The organism is Ectopseudomonas composti (assembly GCF_001567565.1).
GTDB classification, from domain to species: domain Bacteria; phylum Pseudomonadota; class Gammaproteobacteria; order Pseudomonadales; family Pseudomonadaceae; genus Aquipseudomonas; species Aquipseudomonas composti_A.
This window is the reverse complement of record NZ_LSSW01000029.1, coordinates 191,113-215,884: the sequence shown is the minus strand read 5'-3', so window position 1 is coordinate 215,884 and position 24,772 is coordinate 191,113. Positions and strand designations below refer to the sequence as shown.

The following is a 24,772-nucleotide window of genomic DNA, read 5'->3' as shown; positions in this document are numbered from 1 at the left end:
AGGACCATTTCCCATGAAAGCCGTCGCCTACTACCAATCCCTGCCCGCCGACCATCCTGAAGCCCTGCAGGACGTGCAGCTGGCCGATCCGACTCCGGGTCCACGCGATCTGCTGGTCGAGGTTCGCGCCATCTCGGTCAACCCGGTCGATACCAAGATCCGCCTCGGCGTTACCCCGCCGAACGGCAGCGCCAAGGTGCTCGGCTGGGATGCCACCGGCGTCGTCCAGGCCGTGGGCAGCGAGGTCAGCCTGTTCCAGCCTGGCGACCGGGTGTTCTATGCCGGCGCCATCGACCGCGCCGGTGCCAACAGCGAGCTGCATCTGGTCGATGAACGCATCGTTGGCCATATGCCGAACAGCCTGTCGTTCGCCGAGGCTGCCGCCCTGCCCCTGACCGCCATCACCGCCTGGGAACTGCTGTTCGAACGCCTGCAGGTCGCCGAAGGCTCCAGCGACCTGGGCCAGAGCCTGCTGATCGTCGGCGCCGCCGGCGGTGTCGGTTCGATCCTCACCCAGCTGGCCCGCCGCCTGACCGGCCTGACCGTGATCGGCACCGCGTCGCGCCCGGAAACCCAGGCCTGGGTGCGGGAGCTGGGCGCGCATCACGTGATCGATCACCGCAAGCCCCTGAGCGAGGAGCTGGCACGTATCGGCGTCGGCCAGGTGACTCACGTCGCCAGCCTGACGCAGACCGACCAGCACTACGCGCAACTGATCGAGTGCCTGCAACCCCAGGGACGCCTGGCGCTGATCGACGACCCGCAACAACCGCTGGATGTCATGCAACTCAAGCGCAAGAGCCTGTCGCTGCACTGGGAGCTGATGTTCACCCGCTCGCTGTACCAGACCGAGGACATGATCGAGCAGCATCGCTTGCTCGAGCGGGTGTCCGCGCTGGTCGACAGCGGCGTGATCAAGACCACGCTCGGTGAGCATTTCGGCACCATCGATGCTGCCAACCTGCGCCGCGCCCATGCGTTGCTGGAAAGTGGCAAGGCCAAAGGCAAGATCGTACTCGAGGGATTCTGAGGCGCGATGGCGGATTGCGGCGAATGCCGCCCCGCCCTGATGACGACAGCGCAGGGCAGGCGACGCGTTCGACTGGCCCCCTGCTCGCGGCACCGTCCATCGCAAAACAGCCCTGATGCCGGTCGCCGGATTGATCCTCGTCAGAAAAAGGTCATGCAGGCGGACTATGCTGAGCCTCCCCACAAGCGCCGACGACTCGTCGCAGCTCAAGGAGGTAGTCCGTATGAAGATTGTCGTCCAACCGCAGAAACAGGGTGACGAACGCCTCTGGCAGGTTCGCCTGGATCAGCATTGCGTGAGCTTTCGCAGCGAAGAAGAGGCGCGCCAGTTCGTAGCCAGGCTGGAAGCGCGACTGCGCGAGCCACACAGCCTGCCCGACTGGCCCGCGCAACGCATGGCGAGCTGAGAAGCAGCCATGGCGTAGGGTTCGCTGTGCGCCCCTACGCCTGGCTTGCCACCGGTTCGACCGGCATCAGGCGCAACGCCGGGCTGCGCAGCATATCCAGCACGGTATCGACCAGCGCCGGCGCCTGCTGCGCCAGGTCGAAGTTGGGCACCAGCAGCCAGTTGGCCTCGATGCCCTCCATATAGGCATGCAGGCAAACCGCAGCCCGCGAGCAATCCAGATCACCTGGCAATTGCCCCTTGTTGACGGCGTTGCTCAATGCCTTGGCGATCCGTTGATCGCATTCCAGGCTCAATGCCTGCAGGCGCTCGCGCAGACCAATTAGCTCACCGGTGTACTCGCATTTGTAACGCAGGATGTCGTGGGCGCGGTGGGTTTGCGCATCACTGGCCAACTGCGTCAGCGCCTTGATCAGCAATTCACGCATGCAGCCCAACGGGTCTGGCTCGTCTTCGCTCTCGCTGGCACGCGCCAGTTCCTCGAGCGGCAGGCGCAGACGTTCGAGCATGGCCTGAAACAGGTCTATCTTGTTCTCGAAGTGCCAATAAATAGCGCCACGACTGACGCCGGCCTCTTTCGCCACCTCAGCCAGAGACGCCCTGGAAACGCCCTGGGCATGGAACACCCGCTCGGCAGCGTCGAGTATGTGCACCCGCGTCGCCTGCGCTTCCTCTTTGGTTCTTCTGGCCATATGTCACCTGCTTTTGCCTTGCCGTAACCCTTCGGTAAAGAAGGACGGGCGAGAGTATGCAGGCGGCTTTAGGCATTTACAAACATTCACGTACGTAAGTATATTCCTCCATCGATTTTTCCCTGCCTTCGTCCCCTTCGCCCCTTGGGGCCATGATTCGATTAAAACGAGGTTCTCAGATGCACTCGAAGCCAGCCTTCGCTGTCTTGGTTTCCGCCATCGCCGTGGCAACGCTCAGTCTCACCGGCTGCCAGGAATCCAGCGCACCACAGACCCAGCAAACGCCACAGGTCGGAGTGATCACGCTCGAGGCCAAACCCTTCACGCTGACCAGTGAAGTGCCGGGGCGTACCAGCGCCTACCGCATCGCCGAAGTCCGCCCACAGGTCAACGGCATCATCCAGAAGCGCCTGTTCACCGAGGGCAGCGAGGTCAAGGCGGGGCAGCAGCTGTATCAGATCGACGCTGCCACTTACCAGGCCGCACTCAAGAGCGCCCAGGCGACTCAGGTCTCTGCCAAGTCCCTGGCTGATCGCTACAAGCTGCTGGTCGCCGACAAGGCCGTCAGCCAGCAGGCCTACGATGAAGCCCGGGCCGCCGGCCTGCAGGCGGACGCCGCCCTGGATCAGGCACGCATCAACCTGCGCTACACCAAGGTGCTGGCCCCGATCAGCGGTCGCATCGGCCGCTCCGCCGTGACCGAGGGTGCGCTGGTCAGCAACGGCCAAGCCAACGCCATGGCCACCATCCAGCAACTCGATCCGATCTACGTCGATGTCACCCAGTCGAGCACGGAATTGCTGCGTCTGCGCCGCGATCTGGCCGACGGCCGCCTGCAGAAGGTCAGTGAAAGCGCTGCCAAGGTCGCGCTGAAACTGGAAGACGGCAGCCGCTACGCACACGAAGGCACCCTGGAGTTCTCCGAGGTGGCCGTGGACGAAAGCACCGGTTCGGTCACCCTGCGCGCCGTGTTCCCCAACCCCGATCACCTGCTGCTGCCGGGCATGTTCGTGCATGCCGAGCTGCTCTCCGGGGTCAAGCAGAACGCCATTCTCGCCCCGCAGCAGGGCGTGACCCGCAACCAACGCGGTGAACCCGTTGCGCTGGTGGTCAATGCCGAGAACAAGGTGGAGCAGCGCGTGCTCAAGGCCGACCGCACCGCCGGCAACGCCTGGCTGGTAGAGGATGGCCTCAAGGAAGGCGATCGCCTGATCACCGAAGGCCTGCAGTTCGTGCAGCCCGGCGCCGAGGTCAAAGCCGTGCCGGCCAGCAACATCAAGACCGAGCAGCCTGCCCAAGACGCCGAACCAGCCAACGGCCAGGACTAACGGAGAAGTACTGAATGTCCAGATTCTTTATCGACCGGCCGATCTTTGCCTGGGTAATCGCCCTGGTGATCATGCTGGCCGGCGGCCTGTCCGTCCTCAAGCTGCCGATCAACCAGTACCCGAGCATCGCCCCGCCTGCCGTTTCCATCCAGGTCAGCTACCCGGGTGCCTCGGCGCAGACGGTGCAGGACACTGTGGTGCAGGTGATCGAACAGCAGCTCAACGGTATCGACGGCCTGCGTTACGTCAGCTCGTCGAGCAACTCCGACGGCAGCATGGAAATCATCGTGACCTTCGAGCAGGGGGTTAACCCGGATATCGCTCAGGTTCAGGTGCAGAACAAGCTGCAACTGGCAACCCCGCTGCTACCGCAGGAAGTCCAGCAACAGGGTATCCGCGTGACCAAGGCGGTGAAGAACTTCCTGATGGTGATCGGGGTGGTTTCCACCGACGGCAGCATGACCCGCGAGGATCTGTCGGACTACATCGTCTCCAACCTGCAGGATCCGATCTCACGTGCCAAGGGGGTCGGCGACTTCCAGGTGTTCGGCGCGCAGTACGCCATGCGTATCTGGCTCGACCCGGCCAAGCTCAACAGCTTCCAGCTCACGCCGGTAGACGTGAAGAGCGCCATCCAGGCGCAGAACGTGCAGATATCCTCCGGCCAGTTCGGCGGCCTGCCCGCCGTACCGGGTAACCAGCTCAACGCCACCATCATCGGCAAGACGCGCCTGCAGACCCCGGAAGAATTCCGCAAGATACTGCTCAAGGTTCAGGCCGATGGCTCGCAGGTGCGCCTGGGTGATGTGGCCAAGGTCGAGCTGGGCGGCGAGAACTACTCGATCAACGCCCAGTTCAATGGCATGCCTGCTTCCGGCCTGGCGATCAAGCTGGCCACCGGCGCCAACGCGCTGGATACCGCCAAGGCCGTGCGGGCGACCATCGACGACCTCAAGCCGTTCTTCCCGGCCGGCATGGAAGTGGTCTTCCCCTACGACACCACACCCGTGATCTCGGCCTCCATCGAAGGGGTGGTCCACACCCTGTTCGAAGCCATCGTGCTGGTGTTTTTGGTGATGTTCCTGTTCCTGCAGAACCTGCGGGCGACCATCATTCCCACCCTGGCAGTGCCGGTGGTGCTGCTGGGCACCTTCGGTGTGCTGGCAGCGTTCGGCTTCTCCATCAACACCCTGACCATGTTCGCCATGGTGCTGGCCATCGGCCTGCTGGTGGACGACGCCATCGTGGTGGTGGAGAACGTCGAGCGGGTGATGCGCGAAGATGGTCTTTCGCCCAAGGAGGCGACGCGCAAGTCCATGGGTCAGATTCAGGGCGCGCTCATCGGTATCGCCCTGGTGCTGTCGGCCGTGTTCCTGCCGATGGCCTTCTTCGGCGGCTCCACCGGGGTGATCTACCGCCAGTTCTCCATCACCATCGTCTCGGCCATGGCCTTGTCGGTGCTGGTGGCACTGATCTTCACCCCGGCACTGTGCGCCACCCTGCTCAAGCCTATCGATGGCGATCACCACGATGCCAAAGGCGGCTTCTTCGGCTGGTTCAACCGCAACTTCGACCGCACCAGCAACGCTTATCAGCGTGGCGTCAGCGGCATGCTCAAACGCAAGGCGCCGTACCTGCTGCTGTACCTGGTGGTGGTCGGCATCATGCTTTGGATGTTTACCCGCATCCCCACCTCCTTCCTGCCCGAGGAAGACCAGGGCGTACTCTTTGCCCAGGTGCAGACGCCGACTGGCTCCAGTGCCGAGCGCACCCAGGTGGTGGTCGATGAAATGCGTGAGTACCTGCTGAAAGACGAAGCGAGCACGGTCAAATCGGTATTCACCGTCACCGGCTTCAACTTCGCCGGTCGTGGCCAGAGCTCCGGTATGGCCTTCATCATGCTCAAGCCCTGGGGTGAACGTCCGGGTGAGGAGAATGGCGTAGCCGCGCTGGCGCAGCGTGCGCAGATGCACTTCTTCAGCTTCCGTGACGCCATGGTCTTCGCCTTCGCCCCGCCAGCGGTGATGGAGCTTGGCAACGCCACCGGCTTCAATTTCTTCCTGCAGGATCAGGCCGGCGTCGGTCACGAGGTGATGAACGAGGCACGCGACAAGTTCCTCAAGCTGGCCAACCAGCACCCGGTACTCAACTCGGTACGCGCCAACGGCCTGCGTGACGAGCCTCAGTACCAGTTGCTGATCGATGACGAGCGAGCCCGCGCCCTCGGCCTGTCGCTGTCGGACATCAACAGCACCCTGTCGATCGGCTGGGGCGCCAGCTACGTCAACGATTTCATCGACCGCGGTCGGGTGAAGAAGGTCTACCTGCAAGGCGAGTCCGAAGCGCGCATGAGCCCGGAAGACCTGAAGAAGTGGTACGTGCGCAACGATCAGGGACGCATGGTGCCGTTCAGTGCCTTCGCCAGTGGCGAGTGGGTCTACGGCCCACCCAAGCTGGCGCGCTACAACGGCGTGTCGGCGGTGGAGATTCTCGGCGCTGCGGCACCGGGCTACAGCACGGGCGATGCCATGGCTGCGGTGGAGGAAATCGCCAAGCAGCTGCCGGAAGGCGTCGGTTATGCCTGGACGGGGCTGTCCTATGAGGAGCGTCTGGCTGGCTCGCAGAAGCTCGCGCTGTTCGCCATTTCCATTCTGGTGGTGTTCCTCTGCCTGGCGGCGCTGTATGAAAGCTGGTCGATTCCGTTCGCGGTCATCTTCACCGTGCCGCTGGGGATCATCGGCGCCCTGCTGTTCACCGAGCTGCGCGGGCTGTCCAACGACGTGTTCTTCCAGGTCGGCCTGCTCACCACCATCGGCCTGTCGGCGCGTAACGCGATCCTTATCGTCGAGTTCGCCAAGGCGCAGTACGAACAGGGCATGACCCTCGCCGAAGCGGCCATCGAAGCCTGCCGCATGCGTTTGCGCCCGATCATCATGACCTCGCTGGCGTTCATCCTCGGCTGTCTGCCGCTGGCCATCGCCAGTGGCGCCGGCGCGGGCAGCAAGCACGCCATCGGTACCGGGGTGATCGGCGGCATGCTCAGCGCCATGGTGCTGGCGATCTTCTGGATTCCGTTGTTCTACGTGGTGGTCTGCTCGCTGTTCGAGAAAAAACGCCCCGAGCAGGCCAGTGAAAAAGAGAAGGAGGTACTGCAATGAGGCAGTCCCTGTTGTCCCTGGCCGTGGCCGCCGCTGTGCTCAGCGGCTGCAGCCTGATTCCCGACTATGAACGCCCTGACGCTCCAGTGGCGGCCGACTGGCCGCAGGGCGAAGCCTACGGCAGCGCTGCCAGTGAAGGCAGCCGCGCCGCTGCCGACCTGCAATGGCGCGAGTTCTTCCGCGATCCGGCTCTGCAGCAACTGGTGCAGCTGGCGTTGGAGAACAACCGTGACCTGCGTGTCGCCGCGCTGAACGTCGAAGCCTATCGCGCGCTGTACCGCATTCAGCGCGCCGACCTGCTGCCCTCGGTTTCCGCCGATGGCGCCGGTACCCGTCAGCGCCTGCCGGGCGACCTGACCCAGACCGGCGAAGCACGCACCAGCGGCCAGTACAGCGCCACCCTGGGCGTCAACGCCTGGGAGCTGGACTTCTTCGGCCGTATCCGCAGCCTCAGCGAGCAGGCCCTGCAACAATACCTGGCTACCGAACAGGCCCAGCGCAGCACGCAGATCAGCCTGGTGGCCAGCGTCGCCAACGCCTACCTGCAGTGGCAGGCCGATCAGGCGCTGCTGCAGCTGACCCAGGACACCCTGAAGACCTTCGAGGAAAGCTACCAGCTGACCCAACGCAGCTTCGATGTCGGCGTGGCCGATGCCCTGGCCCTGAGCCAGGCACGCAGCGCAGTGGACAGCGCACGGGTGAGCCTGGCGCAGTACCAGCGCCTGGTCGCCCAGGATCGCAACGCGCTGACCCAGCTGCTCGGCACCGGCCTACCCGCCGACCTGCCACGGGGTCTGGCGCTGAGCGCCGAACTGCTCGAGCAGGTGCCTGCCGGTTTGCCCGCCGACCTGCTGCAGCGTCGCCCCGACCTGCTGCAGGCCGAGTACCAGCTCAAGGCGGCCAATGCCAATATCGGCGCGGCACGCGCGGCGTTCTTCCCCAGCATCAGCCTGACCGCCAACGCCGGCACCGCCAGCAGCCAGCTGTCCGGTCTGTTCGACAGTGGCTCGGGCACCTGGCTGTTCCAGCCGCAGATCAGCCTGCCGATCTTCAACGCCGGTCGTCTGCGCGCCAACCTCGACTACGCCGAGCTGCAGAGCGATATCCAGGTCGCGCAATACGAGAAAGCCATCCAGGTGGCGTTCCAGGAAGTTGCCGACCGCCTCGCCGCGCGCACCACCTACCGCCAGCAACTGGACGCCCAGCGTGCCCTGCTGGCAACCACCGAGACCTATTACGACCTGGCCGAACGCCGCTATCGCACCGGCGTGGACAGCTACCTGACCTTGCTCGACGCCCAGCGTCAGCTGTTCAGCGTGCGCCAGCAGCTGATCACCGACCGCCTGGCCCAGCTCAGCAGCGAAGTGGAGCTGTACAAGGCCCTGGGTGGCGGCTGGAGCAATGCCGGGAGCAATGCCCCACAAAGTTGATTGCGCGTAACCCGCTTCAAGGACGACCTTCTACAACGCGCCGCCCCCGCAGTCTTTGCGGGGGCGTTTTTTTATGCCGATGCAATAGCGGTCAGCGCAACGCGGCAAGCTGCCTGGGGGACTCAGGCCGTGCCGACGCCGCCCTCGCGAGCGGCAGAAGGTCGCGCAGAGTGGTTGCCCAGGCAAGGATGATCAAGCCTGCGACGATCTCAAGCCCGCCGCCTGCCTTGCCGGCAACAGCACCAGCAGGAGCAGCGCCGCCGCAACGAACACCAGGGCGAACCAGCCGTACAGTTCAAGCGGCTGCCAGCCACCATCGAGCATCAACCCGGCCACGGTCGGCGAAAGAATCGCACCACCACGACCGATGCCGATGGCCCAACCCACGCCGGTCGCGCGAATCGATGCGCCATAGAGCAACGGCGACAACGCATACAGGCCCGCGACACAGCCATTGGAGAACAGCCCGATCAACAGCCCCATGCCCAGCGCCGCCAGGTAAGACGAACCGATCCCCGTGAACAGCAGCAGCATCACGGCCGTGATCAGCATGAAAGCAGCCAGCACCCGCGACAGAGGGAAACGCGCCGAGAGCAAGCCCAGCAGCGTGGCGCCGAAGATGCCGCCGATGCTCAGCAAAACCCCGCCGGTAACCCCCTGTTGCACCGATAACCCGGACGAAGTGAGCAGCTTGGGCGTCCAGCTCATGATGAAGTAGAAGCCGAACATCACCAGGAAGAACAGCAGCCAGATCAGCAAGGTACTGCGCAGCATGCCCGGCTCGAGCAGTCGCAGTACCGGATTGCCACTGCTCCCGGCCACCTGAACGGGCCGAGCTGGCAAGGCACTCAGGCTCGGCTGGTGCAGGCGCGCAGCCAGAGCATTGACGCGTTGCAAGGCGTTACGTGGTTGCTTGCTCAGGAGAAAGTCCAGCGACTCCGGTAGCCACAGCAGCACCAGCGGGATAGCCGCGAAGGTGATCAGCCCGCCGGCCAGGAACACCGAGCGCCAGCCCCAGTGCGACAGCAACCAGACAGCCAATAGACCACCGAGCGTCGCCCCCAGGGCATAGCCGGTTGATTGCAGGCTTACCGCCAGACCGCGCCAGCGCGCGCAGGCATATTCACTGGCGATGACATTGCTGCAGGCCAGGATGCCGCCGATGCCCAGGCCGGTGAGGCCGCGCAGCAGCGCCAATTGCATAGGCGATTGACTCAGCGAAGACAGCACCATGCCGGTACCGGACAGCATCAGGCACAGCAGAATCAGCGCACGCCGACCAATGCGATCAGCCCAGGGCGCGAGCAGCAGCGAGCCCAACGCCATGCCGAGCAAACCGGCGCTGAGCAACATGCCCAGCTCGGCACCGCTCAGCGACCATTGCGCCGTCACGGACGAAGCGGTGAAGGCCATGACCAGCACATCGAAGCCATCGATCATGTTGAGCACCACGCACACGGCGATGGCCAGCCACTGAAAACCACGCATCGGGCCTTGATCGACGATCTGACGCAGATCGCTCATCGCGCACCAGCCCAGCCGGATACCGGCAGTCGTGCGCCCAGGGAGCAAAAGGAGGAAGACAGCCAGGCACCGCCTGCCGTGAGGAAGAAGGCATGAGTCATCAGCGCAAACCCTTGATTGTTCTTATCGGGAAACCACTGATGCGAAGCTCGCAGAGATGGATCCAAAGAACAATTCACCAGCACCTTGGCAGCGACAGATCGAACCGCCTAAAAACGCACCAAAGCCTTATGGATAGCGGCTTTTGACCTAAACAATGGAAGGCAATATTGTGTTCGATGATCGAACACCGGAACTTTACAGAGTCAAACCAGGCATATTTGGATCCATAAACTGACCAAAATGCACTTCGGACCAGGTTCCCGGCCAGGGCGCTTCAGCCCAATTGTCTCAACAGTTCAGCGCAATCCTGTGCATGCAGCTCGGTCAGCTCCGGCCAGGGATTGTCCGGCAGGTTGACCAGCACGCCACGCGCGCCTGCAGCCTGGGCGCATTCCAGATCGAAGCGATAGTCGCCGACCATCACCAGTTCGTGCGGTGCCACGCTCCAGCGCTCGGCCAGATGCAGCAAGCCGTCCGGATGCGGTTTGGGCGGTGCCTCGTCACGGCCGAGGACATCCGCCTTGGCGAAGCAGTCATCCAGGCCGATGGCCTGCAGCGTCAGCAAGGCCAGCTCGTGCGCGTTGCGCGTGAGGATACCGAGCTGGCAGCCACGCTCGCTCAGCGCGCGCACCAGTTCGATCGCACCGGGCGCCGGGCGCGAAGCCACCGCCAGCTCGCGTTCATGCTCGAGCAACCAGGCATGCTTGGCCGCCGCCTCGTCTGCAGGCAGTGCCGCCAGGTGATGGAGGATGTCGTCCTCCTGCGGGATGCCCAGCGCCCGTTTGATGGCCGGGAAGTCGTGCACCGCCAGAGTCAGGGTGCCGTCCATGTCGAACACCCAGTGGCGCGCTTCGCGCAGCGCCTTCATTTCCAGTCCTCACGCACACGCGTCAGACCTTCCTGCGCGGTCGAAGCCACCAGCTCGCCCTGACGGTTGTAGATGCTGGCGCGAGAAAAGCCACGGGCGTTGCCGGCCCAGGGGCTGTCCATGGCGTACAGCAGCCAGTCGTCCATGCGCAGATCCCGGTGGAACCACAGCGAATGGTCGAGGCTGGCCACCTGCATGAACTTCTGGAACACCGACACGCCATGCGGCTGCATCGACGTAGTGAGCAGGTTGAAGTCGCTGGCGTAGGCCAGCAGGTACTTGTGCAGTTGCGGGTCGTCCGCCAGTTCGCCCGCCGCACGGAACCACACGTACTTCACCGGCTCGCAAGGCTGCGGGGCGAAGGGATTGATCAGGGTGACCGGACGAATTTCGATGGGCTTGTCGCTGACCGCGCGCTCACGCATGCGCTCGGGAATCATCGACGCCACCATGCGCGCCAACTCGGTCTCCGACTTCAGGCCCTCGGGGCCGGGCACATCCGGCATCTGGCTCTGGTGGTGAAAACCTTCCTCGTCGTATTGGAACGATGCGCTGCAGAAGAAGATCGGCTTGCCCTTCTGCACCGCCACCACGCGACGGGTGCTGAAGCTGCCACCATCGCGGGTGCGCTCGACCTGATAGACCACCGGCAGGCTGGCATCGCCCGGGCGCAGGAAGTAGCCGTGCATGGAGTGCACATGGCGCGCCTCTTCGACCGTCTGGCTGGCCGCCGAAACGCACTGGCCGAGCACCTGACCGCCGAACAGCTGGCGAAAACCGAGATCCTGGCTACGGCCACGGAACAGGTTTTCCTCGATCTGCTCCAGGCTGAGCAGCGCTACCAGATCATCGAGCACCTGAGTCATGGGGTGTGGTCTCCTTGCACGGGGGTATACGCAATTGCGGGTAGGCCGGTAGCGACGTCAGGCGTTCATCCCACACGGCGCGGCCAAGGGTGAAATGGTAAAGGCTTTGCCAGCCATTGTCGGCATCTCCGAGCAATTCGCGCAGAGCGTCGTCGAAATAGCAGCCAATCCCCGTCCCGGAAAGCCCAGCTGCCTCGGCCTCCAGATAGAGTAACTGGCCAATCTGGCCACATTCCCAGTAGAGCCTGGGATAACGCCAGTTGCCATTGGCAACGGCGCGCTCCAGCCGCGCCAGCATGGCCAAGGCGACGCAGCCGTCGGCGGCGATGTCCTGGCCGCAACTGAGAAAGCCCGCCAGCCCCCGGGCATCACCTTCGAGCAGACGATACAGCGGCAGCTCGTCGTCGACCCGCTGCCACAGGTAATCCTCGCGCAGTGGCTGCACACCGCTGCCCGTGCGATCCAGCCAGTAAAGGCCGGGCGCCAGGTCCTGCACACGATGGACGAACAGCAGCAGGTCGACCTCGCTCGGCTCGCCGCTCACGGCGAACGGCACCGGCGACTGCGCCGGCATCAGGCGGCGCAACCAGGCCAGCAGCAGGTCGGCCTGGATGCCGCTGCGCCCGTCCATGGCCTGTGCGCTGCGCCGGCGATGCAGGATGGGCCGCAGCGGCAGGCCGGGGTTGTCGGCATGAACACCGGCCGTCTCCACACTCCAGAGCGCACGCGGACGGGCTGGCACGCGGCACAGGCCGTGCACACGCTGCAGTTCCGGCCACTGCCGATAGTCGCGTGACAGACGATTCGGCGTGCCGATGCACTGCAGCTGCGTCAACCCCGTCAGCAGCGTCTCGGGCAGCGGGAATTCCATCGCCTGCGCCGGGCCGATCCATAGTAGGCAGTCGCCGTGTTCGGCTTCGTGGAACCCTTCACCATCGAGCCCCAGCAGGCCATCCAGGCGTGCTTCGGCCACGCCATGCAGCATCCGTACTTGCCAACCCTGAACACTGGCGGCGATGGCCAGCGCCGCCACGGCATGACCGAGATCGTGCTGGCAATAACGGTAAGCGCGCTCGCCGTACTTCCAGGCCTCGCGCCAGGCGATGCTGCTCAGGCCGAGGAGAAAACCACCCGGCGGCAGGCTATTCGCCAGCGTCTGGCCCAGCGCCGCCGGCAGCTCGCAGCGCACCTCCAGGGCATGGATATCCGGCGCGTAGTGGGCCAGCACGCCATCGTCGCCGACCACGCCCGGCGCCAATAGCAGATAAGCCTCGGTAGGGTGCAGGTTGCCCGATGACGGGTTGACCCGCAGCGCCCAACGATTGCCCCCGGCCTCCTTCCAGGCGGAAATGGCCAGGCTGTCGTACAGCAGCTGCGAGACGCTGACGCGATCCAGGGCTGCGGGCGCCGTCTGCGGCCCGGCGAATACCCTGTCGTAGGCGGGCCCCTCCTCCAGCGGACGGTGGTACAGCTCGATCAGTCGCGCGCCCTGGTAGCGGCGAAATGGCGCTGGCTGGGTCGCCCAGTCCAGCTGCCCCGGCCCGGGTGCGAAGCGCTCGGGCGCGTGTTTGCTGAGCTGGTGATAGGTGAGCACGTCCGTCATGGCTGCGCTTCCCATTGCTCGCGGCGGATGCGGTAGAGCACGTGCGGCTGCAGGGGATGACCGGCCGGCACCCGTGGATGGAGAAAATCACCACGCTCGTCGCGCTGCATACCGATGCTGCGCATCACCGCCTGCGACGGCAGATTGGCCGGCACGGTGAAACTCAACACCTCATCCAGCCCAAGCCGTTCGAACGCCACGGCCAGTGCGGCGCGCGCGGCCTCGCTGGCGTAACCCTGACGCCAGTGGGCACGCGCTAGGCGCCAGCCGATTTCCACCGCAGGCACGAACGGCGCATCGAAGCTGACCTGCGCCAGACCGGTGACACCGATCAGTTCGCCAGTATCACGCCGCTCCAGCGCCCAGAAGCCAAACCCGTGCTCAGCGAAATGCGCTGTTATGCGCGCCAGCAACTGCGCGCTCTGCTCGGCATCCAGTGGCGCCGGGAAATGCCGCATCACCTCGGTGTCGGCATTGAGCGCGGCCAGCGCCGGCAGGTCACTGTCGCGCCAGGCGCGCAGCAACAGGCGCTGAGTGGAGGTTTCGATCAGGGGCATGGCGATTGTCTCGACGGGCTGCGACCATAGTGATTCGATTCGATGAGCACCCATTGTATGCCGCTACCGCTGGTCTACCACGAGGATTACAGCCCGCCCTTTCCCACCGGGCATCGTTTCCCCATGGAAAAATTCCGCCTGCTGCGCGATCACCTGGTGGACAGCGGCCTGACCAGCGATGCCCAGTTGCAACGGCCCGACCTGTGTCCGGCAGAGATTCTCGCCCTGGTTCACTGCCCGGACTACATCGCCCGCTACATGGCTGGCGAACTCTCCTACGACGATCAGCGCCGCCTCGGTCTGCCCTGGAGCGATGCGCTAGCACAGCGCACCGTGCGCGCCGTGGGCGGCTCGCTGCTGACCGCCGAACTGGCGCTGCGTTACGGCCTGGCCTGCCACCTGGCCGGCGGCACGCACCATGCGCACTACGACTTCCCCTCGGGTTTCTGCATCTTCAACGACCTGGCGGTGATCGCCCGCTACCTGCTCGAAGCCGGCCGCGTGCAGCGCGTGCTGATCTTCGATTGCGACGTGCACCAGGGCGACGGTACCGCACGGCTGCTGGAAAACGAGCCGGATGCGATCACTGTGTCACTGCACTGCGAACAGAATTTCCCGGCGCGCAAGGCGCAGAGCGACTGGGACATCCCCCTGCCTCGCGGCATGGGCGACGCCGACTACCTGAAAGTGGTGGACGACACGCTGAACTACCTGCTGCCAATCTACCAGCCGGATCTGGTGCTCTACGACGCCGGCGTCGACGTGCACAAGGATGACGCTCTGGGCTACCTGCAACTGACCGACGCCGGCCTGGCCGCACGCGACGAAGCCGTACTGCAGCACTGCCTGGGCCGCGATATTCCAGTGCTGGGGGTGATCGGCGGCGGCTACTCCAAGGATCACGCCGCCCTCGCCCGCCGCCACGGCATCCTCCATCACAGCGCAGCGAAGGTCTGGGCCGCGCGCGGCTTGAGTTGACGAGCACGCCTGACCACACCTCGGCATAATCACCTTTTGTCACTGCATGGAAATAGCCTCATGGACGATTCATTCGAGCTGAACAAGGCCAACTGGAACGAACGCGCGGCCCTGCACGCGGCCTCACCCGACTATCAGGTGCAGAAATTCATCGACTCGGCCGAACACCTGTCCGATGTCGTGCGCTTCGACCTGCCTCGCCTCGGCGACATCCGCGGGCTGGAAGCGCTCCATCTGCAATGCCATATCGGCACCGACACCCTGTCGCTGGCTCGCCTGGGCGCGCGCCTCACCGGCCTGGATTTTTCCTGCGCTTCGCTGGAGCAGGCACGCCGCCTGGCTGAAGCCTGCCAGCAGGGCATCCAGTTCGTCGAAGCCTCGGTCTACGAGGCAGCACAAAAGCTCGGTGAGCAGCGCTACGAGCTGGTCTACACCAGCATAGGCGCCCTCAACTGGCTACCCCGCATCGATGATTGGGCGCAGAACGTCGCAACCCTGCTCAAGCCCGGTGGGCGGCTGTTTCTGCGCGAAGCGCATCCCATTCTGCTGAGCCTGGATGAGAGCTGCGAGGATGAACTGCGCATTGCCCATCCGTACTTCGAACACCGCGAGCCCCAGGTCTGGGACGACGAGCAGACTTACGTGCAGACCGACGCGAAGCTGACCGCCACCCTGACCCACGAATGGAATCACGGCCTGGGGGAGATCATCTCGGCCCTGCTGCGCCATGGCCTGACGCTTACCGCGCTGGAAGAGCACGACAGCGTGCCCTGGGAGGCCCTGCCCGGACAGATGCAGCTGGGCGCAGACGGCGAATGGCGCCTGCGCTCGCGGCCCGAGCGCCTGCCGCTGAGCTACACGCTGCAGGCGGTGAAGAATCGCTGACGGCGCGCGCTGCTCAGCCAGCCAGCACCTTGTCCAGGGCCTGCTCCAGCGTCGCCACGCTGCGCTCGATATGGCCCAGCTTGTCCAGCCCGAACAGGCCCAGGCGGAAGGTCTGGAAGTCCGCCGGTTCGTCGCATTGCAGCGGCACGCCGGCGGCGATCTGCAGGCCGATGGCGGCGAACTTGGCGCCGCTCTTGATCTGCACATCGTCGGTGTAGCAGACCACCACGCCGGGGGCCTCGAAGCCCTTGGCCGCGACGCTCTTGAAGCCACGCGCGGCCAGCAGTGCGCGCACCCGATCACCGAGCGCCTGCTGCTGCTCACGCACCTTGGCGAAACCAAGCGCCTTGGCCTCCAGCATGGCATCGCGGAAGCGCGCCAGAGCGTCGCTGGGCATGGTGGCGTGGTAGGCGTGGCCACCCTGTTCGTAGGCCTGCATGATCTGCAGCCACTTCTTCAGGTCACAGGCGAAGCTGCTGCTCTGGGTCGCCTCGACGCGCGCCTGCGCCGCCTCGCTCAGCATCACCAGGGCACAGCACGGCGAGGCGCTCCAGCCCTTCTGCGGGGCGCTGATCAGCACGTCGATGCCACAGGCCTGCATGTCCACCCAGAGGGTGCCGGAGGCGATGCAGTCGAGCACGAACAGGCCGCCGACCGCATGTACCGCGTCGCTCACCGCGCGCAGGTAGTCGTCTGGCAGGATCATCCCCGAGGAGGTTTCCACGTGCGGGGCGAACACCACCTGCGGCTTCTGCTCAGCGATGGTCGCCAGCACTTCGTCCAGCGGCGCCGGGGCGAAGGCAGCCTGCGGGCCTTCGGCCACCGGGCGCGCCTTGAGCACGAGGGACTCGGCGGGAATCCGGCCCATGTCGAAGATCTGCGTCCAGCGGTAGCTGAACCAGCCGTTGCGGATCACCAGGCACTTCTGGTCGGTCGCCAACTGCCGCGCCACCGCCTCCATGCCATAGGTGCCGCTGCCCGGCACCACCGCCACGGCATGGGCGTTGTAGACCTGCTTCAGGGTGGCAGAGATGTCGCGCATCACCCCCTGGAAGGACTGCGACATATGGTTCAGCGAGCGGTCGGTGTAGACCACCGAATATTCGATCAGGCCATCGGGATCGATGTCGGGGCAGATCTGGGACATAACGGACTCCAGGCAGGAAGATAGCTCCAGAACCTGCCCTAACCCCGGGCAAATGACAAGGCCAGGGCACGGTCAGGTAGAATGCCCAGCCGTTTCCTGACCGTCCTGCCGCCATGAATGCCACGCCTCAGTCCACCGCTCCTCACGTCGCCATCATCGGCGGTGGTCCTGCCGGCCTGATGGCCGCCGAAGTACTGGCGCAAGGCGGCGTACGCGTCGAGCTGTTCGACGCCATGCCCTCGGTGGGGCGCAAGTTCCTGCTGGCCGGCGTCGGCGGCATGAACATCACCCACTCCGAAGCCAAGACCGCCTTCATCGCTCGCTATGGCGAACGCCAGGCAGAGGTCGCGAAGCTGCTGCAGGACTTCGACGCCGACGCCCTGCGCGCCTGGATCCATGGCCTGGGTATCGACACCTTCGTCGGCACCTCCGGCCGCGTGTTCCCCAGCGACATGAAGGCCGCGCCGCTGCTGCGTGCCTGGCTGCGCCGCCTGCGCGAACTGGGTGTGACCCTCCATACGCGCAGCCGCTGGCTGGGCTGGAACGACGACGGCAGCCTGCGTATCACCAGCGTGGACGGCGAGCGCGCCCTGGCCGCCGATGCCTGCCTGCTCGCCCTCGGCGGCGGCAGTTGGGCGCGCCTGGGCTCCGACGGCGCCTGGGTGCCGCTGCTGCAAGCCAAAGGTATCGAGGTGGCGACGCTGAAGCCGAGCAACTGCGGTTTCGAGGTGGCCGGCTGGAGCCAATACCTGCGCGAGAAATTCGCCGGTGCGCCGCTGAAGAACGTCGCCCTGGCCCTGCCCGACCAGCCTGGCCGCATCGGTGAATTCGTGCTGACTGCAGGCGGCATCGAAGGCAGCCTGGTGTACGCCTTTTCCGCCGAGATCCGCCGCGCCATCGAAACCGATGGCCAGGCCGTGATCCACCTCGACCTGCTGCCACAGATGCCACTGGCCAAGCTGCAACAGGCGCTGGCCAAGCCGCGCGGCAAGCACTCGATGGCCAAGCACCTGCACCGTCAGGCCGGCCTCGACAGGGTGAAGGCCGCGCTGCTGCGCGAGCTGGCGCCCGCCGAGACCTTCGCCGATCCTGCCGCGCTGGCGCCCTGGATCAAGGCGCTGCCGATTACCCTGCTGCGCACCCGACCGCTGGACGAGGCGATCAGCAGTGCCGGCGGCGTGCCCTTCGCGGCCCTGGATGACGGACTGATGCTCAAGGCGCTACCAGGCGTGTTCTGCGCAGGCGAGATGCTCGACTGGGAAGCGCCCACCGGCGGTTACCTGCTCACCGCCTGCTTCGCCAGTGGACGGGTTGCGGCGCAGGGTATGCTGAACTGGCTCCAGGGCAGCGTGAAAAAGCGCTGAAAAACCCTGTGATGCCGCGCAGGCTGCGACTATGCTCAACCCCAGCGCTCCCCACACAGGTAACCTTGTGCCGTGATTCCTCTGCTGGTCTGCGATGACTCCAACATGGCGCGCAAGCAATTGATCCGCGCCCTGCCGGCTGAATGGCCGGTATCCCTCAGCCAAGCCAGCAATGGCGAGGAAGCGCTGACGGCAATCCGTCAGGGCCTGGGCCAGGTCATGCTGCTCGACCTGACCATGCCGGTGCTCGACGGCTACCAGACCCTGGCCGCCTTGCGTGCCGAAGGACTCAACAGCCAGGTCATCGTGGTCTCCGGCGACGTGCAGGAAGAAGCCGTACGCCGGGTGCGCGAGCTGGGTGCCCTGGCCTTCATCAAGAAACCTGCCGACCCCGAGATTCTGCGCCAGACGCTGATCGAACTGGGCCTGTTCAATCCACAAGGCACAGCCGTGGCGCAGGCTCAGGCAGCGGCATTGTCGGACCTGAAAATCAGCTTCCGCGACGCCCTGCGCGAAGTCAGCAACGTCGCCATGGGCCGCGCCGCCGCGCTGCTGGCCAAGGTGCTGGGCGTTTTCGTGCAGCTGCCGGTGCCGCAGGTGAACATTTTCGAAGTCAGCGAACTGCACATGACCCTGCTCGACGCCCAACGCGGCGAGCGCTTCAGTGCCATCTGCCAGGGTTTCATCGGCGAAGCCATCGCCGGTGAAGCCCTGCTGCTGTTCCATGATTCGGAAGTGAACGACATGGCCCGCCTGCTCGGCTGGCAACCGAAGAACGAAGCAGAGACCTCGGAGATGTTGCTGGACCTGGCCAGCATCCTCATTGGCGCCTGCCTGGCCGGTATCGCCGAACAGCTCGACCTGCGTTTCTCCCAGGGCCACCCGCAACTGCTCGGCCAGCACGCCAGCCTCGACCAGATCATCCAGGTCAACCGCCAGCGCTGGCGCAAGACCCTGGCCGTGGAAATCAGCTACAGCCTGGAAGGCCATGCCATCCATTTCGATCTGCTGCTGTTGTTCACCGAAGATTCGATCAAACGCCTGACCGGCAAGATCGGCTACCTGATGGAGTAAGGCGATGCCCGCGCAGATCGATATCAAGGAAGTCCACTGGCTGCTCGACATCGTGCAGTGCATCGACGTTGGCGTGGTGGTGCTCGACCGCCAGTACCACGTCGAAGTGTGGAACGCCTTCATGGAAAACCACTCCGGCCTCGGCCCGGACCAGGTGCAGGGACGCTCGCTGTTCGAGCTGTTCCCCGACATTGATCGCCCCTGGCTGGAGCGCAAGGTGGAAAGCGTGGTGCAACTGGGCACCCGCGCCTTCAGCCTGTGGCAACAGCGCCCCTACCTGATGCGCTTCAAGAGCTACCAGCCGATCACCGGCCAGGCCGATTTCATGTACCAGAACGTGACCTTGCTGCCGCTGGCCGGCCAGCCAGTGGAGCACGTGTGCCTGGTGATCTATGACATGACCGCAGCGGCCGTGGCGGCGCAGATGCAGTCTACGAGTTGAGACTGTCGTAGCCCGGATGCAATCCGGGTCAGGCTGAATACAATGCTCCCCGATTGCATCCAGGCTACGGCGCCAAGGAAAGGGATTTACATGCTGCGCAGCATCGAACTGAAAACCTTCGCCCCGGCACGGGACTTCGCCCTGAGCAAGGACTTCTACCAGGCGATGGGCTTTCGACCAGGCTGGTCGGACGAACAGATGGCCTACTTCAGCCATGGCGAGCACTGCGCCTTCCTGCTGCAGAACTTCTACGTGAAAGAACAGGCGGAGAACTTCGTCATGCACCTGTTGGTGGAAGAAGTCGATGCCTGGTGGGAGCAGATTCAGGTGGCACGCCTGGAGACACTTTTCGGCACGCGTCTGATACCGCCACAGGAGCAACCCTGGGGCATGCGCGAGTTCATGGTGTTCGACCCCAGCGGCGTGCTCTGGCGCATAGCGCAGAACATCTGAGCATCATTGGCGGACAAGCTTGGCGTTGTCCGCCCTATGCCCTGTCGCGGCTAAAGCCCCTCCCACAGGTAGAGCGTCTGTGATGTGGGAGCGCCCGCTCTAGCCGCGCGCTTTTCCGATAACTACTTCTTGCCGCCCTTGGGCTTGCTGCCGAAGCTCGGTACCTTGCGCACCGCCTTGGCCTTGGGCTTGGCGTCGTCGTCCTCGAACCAGCGGCCGAGGTGAATATTGCCCTTGCCGGCCGGCTTGGCCGCGCCCGGGATCAGCTTCTGCTTGGGCTTCTTCGGTTTTTTCAGCACCTGGCCACCCACCGCAGTCAGCGGTACGCGGTGATCGGGGATGAAGTCCGGCTCATCGACACGTTTGATCAACTGCTGGGTCAGGTTCTCGATGGCTGCCAGTTGATCCACCTCGTCGGCGCAGACCAGGGAGATCGCCTCCCCCGTGCTGCCGGCGCGACCGGTACGGCCGATGCGGTGCACGTAGTCTTCAGCATTGATCGGCAGGTCGAGGTTGACCACCAACGGCAGGTCGTCGATATCCAGGCCACGCGCAGCCACATCGGTGGCCACCAGAATCTGCACCTCGCCGGCCTTGAACCGCTCCAACGCGCGCAGACGGCTCGGCTGCGGCTTGTCGCCGTGAATCGAATCAGCCGCCACGCCCATGGCCAGCAGCTCCTGTTCGAGCTGATCGACCCCCTTGCGCGTCTTGGCGAACACCAGCACCTGGCTCCAGCGCTTTTCCCGCAGCAGGTGCAGGAACAACTCGCTCTTGCGCTTCTTGTCCACCGGAATCAGCCATTGCCTGACGGTCTTGGCGGCAGCATTACGCGGGCTGACTTCCACCGACAGCGGGTCGCGCAGCAGCTCGCCGGCCATCTGCCGGATGGCATCGGAGAAGGTGGCGGAGAACAGCAGGGTCTGGCGTTTTTTCGGCAGCGCGCTGAACAGCTCGTCCAGCTCGCGGGCGAAGCCCAGGTCGAGCATGCGGTCGGCTTCATCGAGCACCAGGGTCTGCAGCTGGGAGAACTTCACGGCGTTCTGCCGATACAGATCGAGCAGACGGCCCGGCGTGGCCACCAGCACGTCGACGCCCTTGCGCAGCTTCATCATCTGCGGGTTGATGCTGACCCCGCCGTACACCGCGTAGCTGGTCAGCGGCAGGTGCTGGCCGTAGCTCAGAAAGCTCTGCAGCACCTGCTCGGCCAGTTCGCGGGTCGGCGTCAGCACCAGCGCACGCACGCTGTTGCCGGCGACCTGCGGGCCTTCCAGGGTCAGGCGCTGCAGCAGCGGCAGGGCGAAACCGGCGGTCTTGCCGGTGCCGGTCTGCGCCGCCGCCATCAGGTCGCGGCCCTTGAGCACGGCGGGAATGGCCTGGCTCTGTACCGGGGTCGGGGTCTGGTAGTCGAGATCGGCGAGGGTACGCAGCAGCGGCTCGATCAAACCGAGGGAGGCGAAGGTCATGGGGCAACCAGAATGGCAATGGAAACAGTCGCGCAGTTTACCCGTTCACACTCGCCGTAGGAGCGGCTTCAGCCGCGAAATTCCCGAGGTCTGTGCCAGGACAAAACAGTGGGTGGGGCTTTAGCCGCGATAAAGGCTCGCCGCTACGACTGCATAGATGCAGAAGGTACAGCGGTAATTTCAGGTAGCCCGGATGAAATCCGGGGCCATTGCCACCGCCTCCCCGGATTGCATCCGGGCTACCAACCCGTAGGAGCGGCTTCAGCCGCGAAATGTCCGCAGCCTGCAGCAGGACAGAACAGTGGGAGGGGCTTTAGCCGCGACAAAGGCTCGCGGCTGAAGCGGGATGCCGCCCAGCCGCTCCTACAGGTTCGAGGCAAACTCAGCTGGCAGTGGCCAGCAGCGCCCGCACCTTGGCCGCCGAAAGGCTCTGCAGCTGGCAGAGAAAGGCATGATCGGCCTGGTGCCGGCCATGGCGCTCGCGCAACAGACCGAACAGGTGCAGGGTCAGGTTCGCCGCCATCTCGGCATCCGCCAAGGCGCGGTGGGCGCGGCCGGTGTCCGGCAGGCCGGCCCAGGTGTTGAGGTTGCCCAGTTTGTGGCTCGGCGCCTCTGGCAGCAGGCGGCGCGACAGCAGCAGCGAGCAGGCGAAGGGCTGCGCACGACGACGGCGCACGCGCGCCAGCTCAGCGTCCCAGAACTTCTGGTCGAAGGAGGCGTTATGCGCCAGCAGTGGCCGCTCACCGATGAAGTCGGCCACCTCGTGCATCACCTGATCCGACGGCGGCGCCTTGCGCAGCATGGCATTGCTGATGCCGGTGAGCTGCTCGATGAACGGCGGCACCCAGGCACCGCTGTTCATCAGGCTCTGATAGCGGTCGACGATACGCCCGCCTTCGATGATGGCCACACCGATTTCGGTGGCGCGCGCCTGGGTTGGCGAGACGCCGGTGGTTTCGAAGTCGATGACGGCGATGGATTCCACGTAAAACCTCAGAGCTTTTGAAAAAGTCGTCGCGAGCGCAGGCAGGTCGTGCCGGGCCGGCGCACAGCAAGCGCAGTGTATTGAAAACCATGAGCCTTGCGAGCACCGCCAACGTGCGAGATTCCAGGCGCAGCGCTTACAAGGGCTCAGTCATTGCGCAACAACAGATCGCCCTCGATGGGCACGTACAGACTGGCCGCGCGGATCAGCGACTGCGCCGTCAGCCCAGGCGCGCCGAAGGCGATAGCCTCCACACCCTGGCTGCGCACGCGCTCGAGCAGCAGGTCGAAGTCACCGTCGCCGGAAGCCAGGACGATCTCATCGACCCGGCCGATGGCGTCGAGCACATCGATGGTGATACCGACATCCCAGTCGCCCTTGGCCGAACCGTCGCTGCGCTGGATGTAGGGCTTGAGCTTCACGGTGAAGCCCAGTTTGCGCAGGATCTGCTGGAACTGCTGCTGCTTGGCATCGCCACGGTCGATGGCATAGGCGTAGGCCTCGACGATCACGCCACGGCGGCTGACCTCGGCCCAGAGCACGCTGTAGTCGAAGTGGCAGCCGTAGACCTGGCGCACCGTGTAGTAGAGGTTCTGCACATCGGCGAATACGGCGATCTTCTTCACCGGGAGTCCTCGGGGAGCAACGAAGGCGCCAGTATGCCAGAGCTGGGCGGCAGGCGCGCCCGGGGCTGGCCCGAGCGCAACGCAGCCCCTATCCTTGCCGCCATGACGCCTCTACAACAGCTGTGCCAGCGCAATATCGACCTGCTCCAGCGCCTGGATATCGCCCATCGTCTGGTCGAGCATGAGCCGGTACTGGACTATCCCACCGCCCACGCCGTGCGCCAGCGCTTCGGCCTGCGCGGCATGGAGAGCAAGAGCCTGTTCCTGCGCACGGGGGCGCAGCGCTACGCCATGCTGGTCACCCTCGAAGGCGCTCGCGCCGACTGGTCCCGGCTCAAGGCGCTGCTCGGCAGTCGCCCGCGCATCGCCAGCGACGAGGAGCTGAGCGAGCACACCGGGTGCGTCCCGATGTGCGCCTGCCCGTTCGGCCATGACGCCAGCATCACCCTGCTGATCGACCGCGCGGTGCTGGCCTGCGACTTTCTGCTGTATTCACCCGGCCCACCCGAGCTGACCCTGGAAGTGCCCGGCGGCGAACTGCCACGTTTGCTCGGCGCCCTGCCCAACAGCCAGCTGGAGTACCCTTGAGCCCATTCGACTGCCCTGGCGCACGGCCTCAGCGGCCACGCCCCGATACTTGGTAACCTGCCGATGAACCCACTTTCCATCATCCGTGATGCCTGGTTTTTCTCCAGCCACAACCTGGCGGCGATTGCCCGCCTGACCCTGCCGCTGCTGCTCATCGAGGCCGTCGCCCAGGCGATACTCGCTGCCCAGCTCGGCGAAGACGCCAACCCGGCCTACGGGGTCCTGCTCGGCATCCTCTTCTACCCGCTGTATGCCGCGCCGTTGATTCTCTTCCTGCATGCGCGCAGCAACGGCCAGACGCCGGGCAGCGCGCAGCTGTTCGCGGCAGGCCTGCAGTTGTGGCCGAGCTTCGCTCTGATGACCGGGCTGAGCACCCTGGCAATCATGCTCGGCCTGTCGCTGTTCATCGTGCCGGGCATCTGGATCATGATGCGCCTGGCTTTCTCCGAACTGATCCTGGTGCTGCGCCAGGAGCCACCGCTGCGCGCACTGCAGGCCAGTTTCACCATGACCGAAGGACGTTTCTGGCCGGTGTTCGCCTGCCTGGTCAACGTGCTGGTACCGCTGTGGCTGCTCGACTGGTGGACGCTGCCGAGCCAGAGCGACACCTTGCTGTGGGTGCTGCATCAGACCGGCAACGGCTTCCTGCAACTGTTCGCCATCGTGGTGCTGTTTCGCCTGTACATGCTGCTCGAACCGCAGCAAACGGCGAATAGCGAAAACAGCGACTAGGCTTGCAGCTTTGGCCAGAGCACGGAGAGCGTCATGAGCGACACCAACCCCAGCATCCTGTCCCACGTATCCATCGGCAGCAACGACTTCGACGCCGCCAGCGCTTTCTACGCCAAGGTGCTGGCCACTCTCGGTTGCCGAGAGATCATGCGTCACCCCGGTGCCGTGGCGTTCGGCCGCGAATACCCGGAGTTCTGGGTGCAGACGCCGATAAACGGCCAGCCGGCGACACTCGGCAACGGCTGTCATTTCGGCTTCGTCGCCGCGGACAAGGCTTCGGTGCATGCCTTTCACGAAGCGGCGCTGGCCGCCGGGGGCCAGGACGAAGGCCAGCCAGGGCCGCGCCCGGACTATGGCGAGCCCTACTATGGTTGCTTCGTCAGGGACCTCGACGGCCACAAGATCGAGGCGGCCTTCTGGGACATGGAGCTGATGCTGGCCGGTGCAGCGCAGCACAACCACGGCTGAA

At 64.9% G+C, this 24,772-nt stretch carries 24 protein-coding genes; 14 read left to right on the top strand and 10 right to left on the bottom strand.

Going from position 1 to position 24,772, the window contains the following annotated elements; genetic code table 11:
- Positions 1–13 precede the first annotated feature (13 nt).
- A complete protein-coding gene (locus PCLY_RS17530; RefSeq protein ID WP_061240899.1) occupies positions 14–1,030 on the top strand; it encodes a zinc-binding alcohol dehydrogenase family protein in 1,017 nt (338 codons plus the stop codon).
- Positions 1,031–1,253: 223 nt separating this feature from the next.
- Complete coding sequence (locus tag PCLY_RS17525; protein ID WP_061240898.1) at positions 1,254–1,436, top strand: hypothetical protein; 183 nt, start codon at positions 1,254–1,256, stop codon at positions 1,434–1,436.
- 34 nt (positions 1,437–1,470) lie between these two features.
- Here the strand turns inward: PCLY_RS17525 and PCLY_RS17520 are convergent, their stop codons facing one another.
- Positions 1,471–2,127, bottom strand: coding sequence for a TetR family transcriptional regulator (locus tag PCLY_RS17520; protein ID WP_061240897.1), 657 nt, complete (start codon positions 2,125–2,127; stop codon positions 1,471–1,473).
- Between the two features lie 179 nt (positions 2,128–2,306).
- On the opposite strand from PCLY_RS17520, the gene PCLY_RS17515 reads away from it, so the two are divergent.
- The 3 genes from PCLY_RS17515 to adeC are packed head-to-tail and all read left to right on the top strand — an operon-like array spanning position 2,307 to position 8,043.
- On the top strand, positions 2,307–3,455 hold the full coding sequence (locus PCLY_RS17515) for an efflux RND transporter periplasmic adaptor subunit (RefSeq protein WP_061240896.1): 1,149 nt from the start codon (positions 2,307–2,309) through the stop codon (positions 3,453–3,455).
- A gap of 14 nt (positions 3,456–3,469) precedes the next feature.
- On the top strand, positions 3,470–6,613 hold the full coding sequence (locus PCLY_RS17510; protein WP_061240895.1) for an efflux RND transporter permease subunit: 3,144 nt from the start codon (positions 3,470–3,472) through the stop codon (positions 6,611–6,613).
- A complete protein-coding gene (adeC, locus tag PCLY_RS17505) occupies positions 6,610–8,043 on the top strand; it encodes an AdeC/AdeK/OprM family multidrug efflux complex outer membrane factor (protein ID WP_061240894.1) in 1,434 nt (477 codons plus the stop codon). Before PCLY_RS17510 ends, adeC begins: the two co-directional genes overlap by 4 nt.
- Before the next feature lie 192 nt (positions 8,044–8,235).
- Here adeC and PCLY_RS17500 read toward each other — a convergent pair whose 3' ends face one another.
- The 5 genes from PCLY_RS17500 to PCLY_RS17480 form a co-directional block, all read right to left on the bottom strand.
- The gene (locus PCLY_RS17500) at positions 8,236–9,567 is read right to left on the bottom strand and encodes an MFS transporter (RefSeq protein WP_061240893.1); all 1,332 of its coding nucleotides are present in this window, start codon (positions 9,565–9,567) and stop codon (positions 8,236–8,238) included.
- A gap of 376 nt (positions 9,568–9,943) precedes the next feature.
- The gene (locus tag PCLY_RS17495; RefSeq protein WP_061240892.1) at positions 9,944–10,537 is read right to left on the bottom strand and encodes an HAD family hydrolase; all 594 of its coding nucleotides are present in this window, start codon (positions 10,535–10,537) and stop codon (positions 9,944–9,946) included.
- On the bottom strand, positions 10,534–11,403 hold the full coding sequence (gene tesB / locus PCLY_RS17490) for an acyl-CoA thioesterase II (RefSeq protein WP_061240891.1): 870 nt from the start codon (positions 11,401–11,403) through the stop codon (positions 10,534–10,536). The genes PCLY_RS17495 and tesB overlap by 4 nt, the downstream gene beginning before the upstream one ends.
- Positions 11,384–13,006 (bottom strand): SagB/ThcOx family dehydrogenase, encoded by a 1,623-nt coding sequence (locus PCLY_RS17485; protein ID WP_061240890.1) that lies wholly within the window; start codon positions 13,004–13,006, stop codon positions 11,384–11,386. The genes tesB and PCLY_RS17485 overlap by 20 nt, the downstream gene beginning before the upstream one ends.
- Positions 13,003–13,563: a GNAT family N-acetyltransferase gene (locus PCLY_RS17480; protein ID WP_061240889.1), complete on the bottom strand. Its 561-nt coding sequence runs from the start codon at positions 13,561–13,563 to the stop codon at positions 13,003–13,005. Before PCLY_RS17480 ends, PCLY_RS17485 begins: the two co-directional genes overlap by 4 nt.
- Before the next feature lie 57 nt (positions 13,564–13,620).
- Here PCLY_RS17480 and PCLY_RS17475 point away from each other — a divergent pair, with 57 nt between their 5' ends.
- A complete protein-coding gene (locus tag PCLY_RS17475) occupies positions 13,621–14,541 on the top strand; it encodes a histone deacetylase family protein (RefSeq protein WP_061240888.1) in 921 nt (306 codons plus the stop codon).
- A 60-nt stretch (positions 14,542–14,601) separates the two neighbouring features.
- Positions 14,602–15,426 carry a class I SAM-dependent methyltransferase gene (locus tag PCLY_RS17470; RefSeq protein ID WP_061240887.1) on the top strand — a complete coding sequence of 275 codons (825 nt, stop codon included), beginning with the start codon at positions 14,602–14,604 and terminating at the stop codon, positions 15,424–15,426.
- Between the two features lie 13 nt (positions 15,427–15,439).
- Here PCLY_RS17470 and PCLY_RS17465 read toward each other — a convergent pair whose 3' ends face one another.
- Positions 15,440–16,573, bottom strand: a complete 1,134-nt coding sequence (locus tag PCLY_RS17465) for an aminotransferase class V-fold PLP-dependent enzyme (protein WP_061240886.1) — start codon at positions 16,571–16,573, stop codon at positions 15,440–15,442.
- A 113-nt stretch (positions 16,574–16,686) separates the two neighbouring features.
- Here PCLY_RS17465 and PCLY_RS17460 point away from each other — a divergent pair, with 113 nt between their 5' ends.
- The 4 genes from PCLY_RS17460 (at position 16,687) to PCLY_RS17445 (ending at position 19,906) form a co-directional block, all read left to right on the top strand.
- Entirely contained in the window at positions 16,687–17,937 is a 1,251-nt protein-coding gene (locus PCLY_RS17460) for a TIGR03862 family flavoprotein (RefSeq protein WP_061240885.1), read from the top strand.
- Between the two features lie 72 nt (positions 17,938–18,009).
- The gene (locus PCLY_RS17455; RefSeq protein ID WP_061240884.1) at positions 18,010–19,011 is read left to right on the top strand and encodes a response regulator; all 1,002 of its coding nucleotides are present in this window, start codon (positions 18,010–18,012) and stop codon (positions 19,009–19,011) included.
- 4 nt (positions 19,012–19,015) lie between these two features.
- Entirely contained in the window at positions 19,016–19,453 is a 438-nt protein-coding gene (locus PCLY_RS17450; RefSeq protein ID WP_061240883.1) for a PAS domain-containing protein, read from the top strand.
- Positions 19,454–19,543: 90 nt separating this feature from the next.
- Complete coding sequence (locus tag PCLY_RS17445) at positions 19,544–19,906, top strand: VOC family protein (protein ID WP_061240882.1); 363 nt, start codon at positions 19,544–19,546, stop codon at positions 19,904–19,906.
- A 122-nt stretch (positions 19,907–20,028) separates the two neighbouring features.
- Here the strand turns inward: PCLY_RS17445 and PCLY_RS17440 are convergent, their stop codons facing one another.
- The 3 genes from PCLY_RS17440 to PCLY_RS17430 form a co-directional block, all read right to left on the bottom strand.
- Positions 20,029–21,372 carry a DEAD/DEAH box helicase gene (locus PCLY_RS17440; protein ID WP_061240881.1) on the bottom strand — a complete coding sequence of 448 codons (1,344 nt, stop codon included), beginning with the start codon at positions 21,370–21,372 and terminating at the stop codon, positions 20,029–20,031.
- 382 nt (positions 21,373–21,754) lie between these two features.
- Positions 21,755–22,357: a 3'-5' exonuclease gene (locus tag PCLY_RS17435; protein ID WP_061240880.1), complete on the bottom strand. Its 603-nt coding sequence runs from the start codon at positions 22,355–22,357 to the stop codon at positions 21,755–21,757.
- A 146-nt stretch (positions 22,358–22,503) separates the two neighbouring features.
- Positions 22,504–22,983, bottom strand: coding sequence for a LabA-like NYN domain-containing protein (locus PCLY_RS17430; protein WP_061240879.1), 480 nt, complete (start codon positions 22,981–22,983; stop codon positions 22,504–22,506).
- Between the two features lie 102 nt (positions 22,984–23,085).
- On the opposite strand from PCLY_RS17430, the gene PCLY_RS17425 reads away from it, so the two are divergent.
- The 3 genes from PCLY_RS17425 (at position 23,086) to PCLY_RS17415 (ending at position 24,771) form a co-directional block, all read left to right on the top strand.
- Positions 23,086–23,571 (top strand): YbaK/EbsC family protein, encoded by a 486-nt coding sequence (locus tag PCLY_RS17425; RefSeq protein ID WP_061241607.1) that lies wholly within the window; start codon positions 23,086–23,088, stop codon positions 23,569–23,571.
- A gap of 63 nt (positions 23,572–23,634) precedes the next feature.
- The gene (locus tag PCLY_RS17420; protein ID WP_061240878.1) at positions 23,635–24,303 is read left to right on the top strand and encodes a YciC family protein; all 669 of its coding nucleotides are present in this window, start codon (positions 23,635–23,637) and stop codon (positions 24,301–24,303) included.
- A gap of 33 nt (positions 24,304–24,336) precedes the next feature.
- On the top strand, positions 24,337–24,771 hold the full coding sequence (locus PCLY_RS17415; protein ID WP_061240877.1) for a VOC family protein: 435 nt from the start codon (positions 24,337–24,339) through the stop codon (positions 24,769–24,771).
- Position 24,772: the final 1 nt, after the last annotated feature.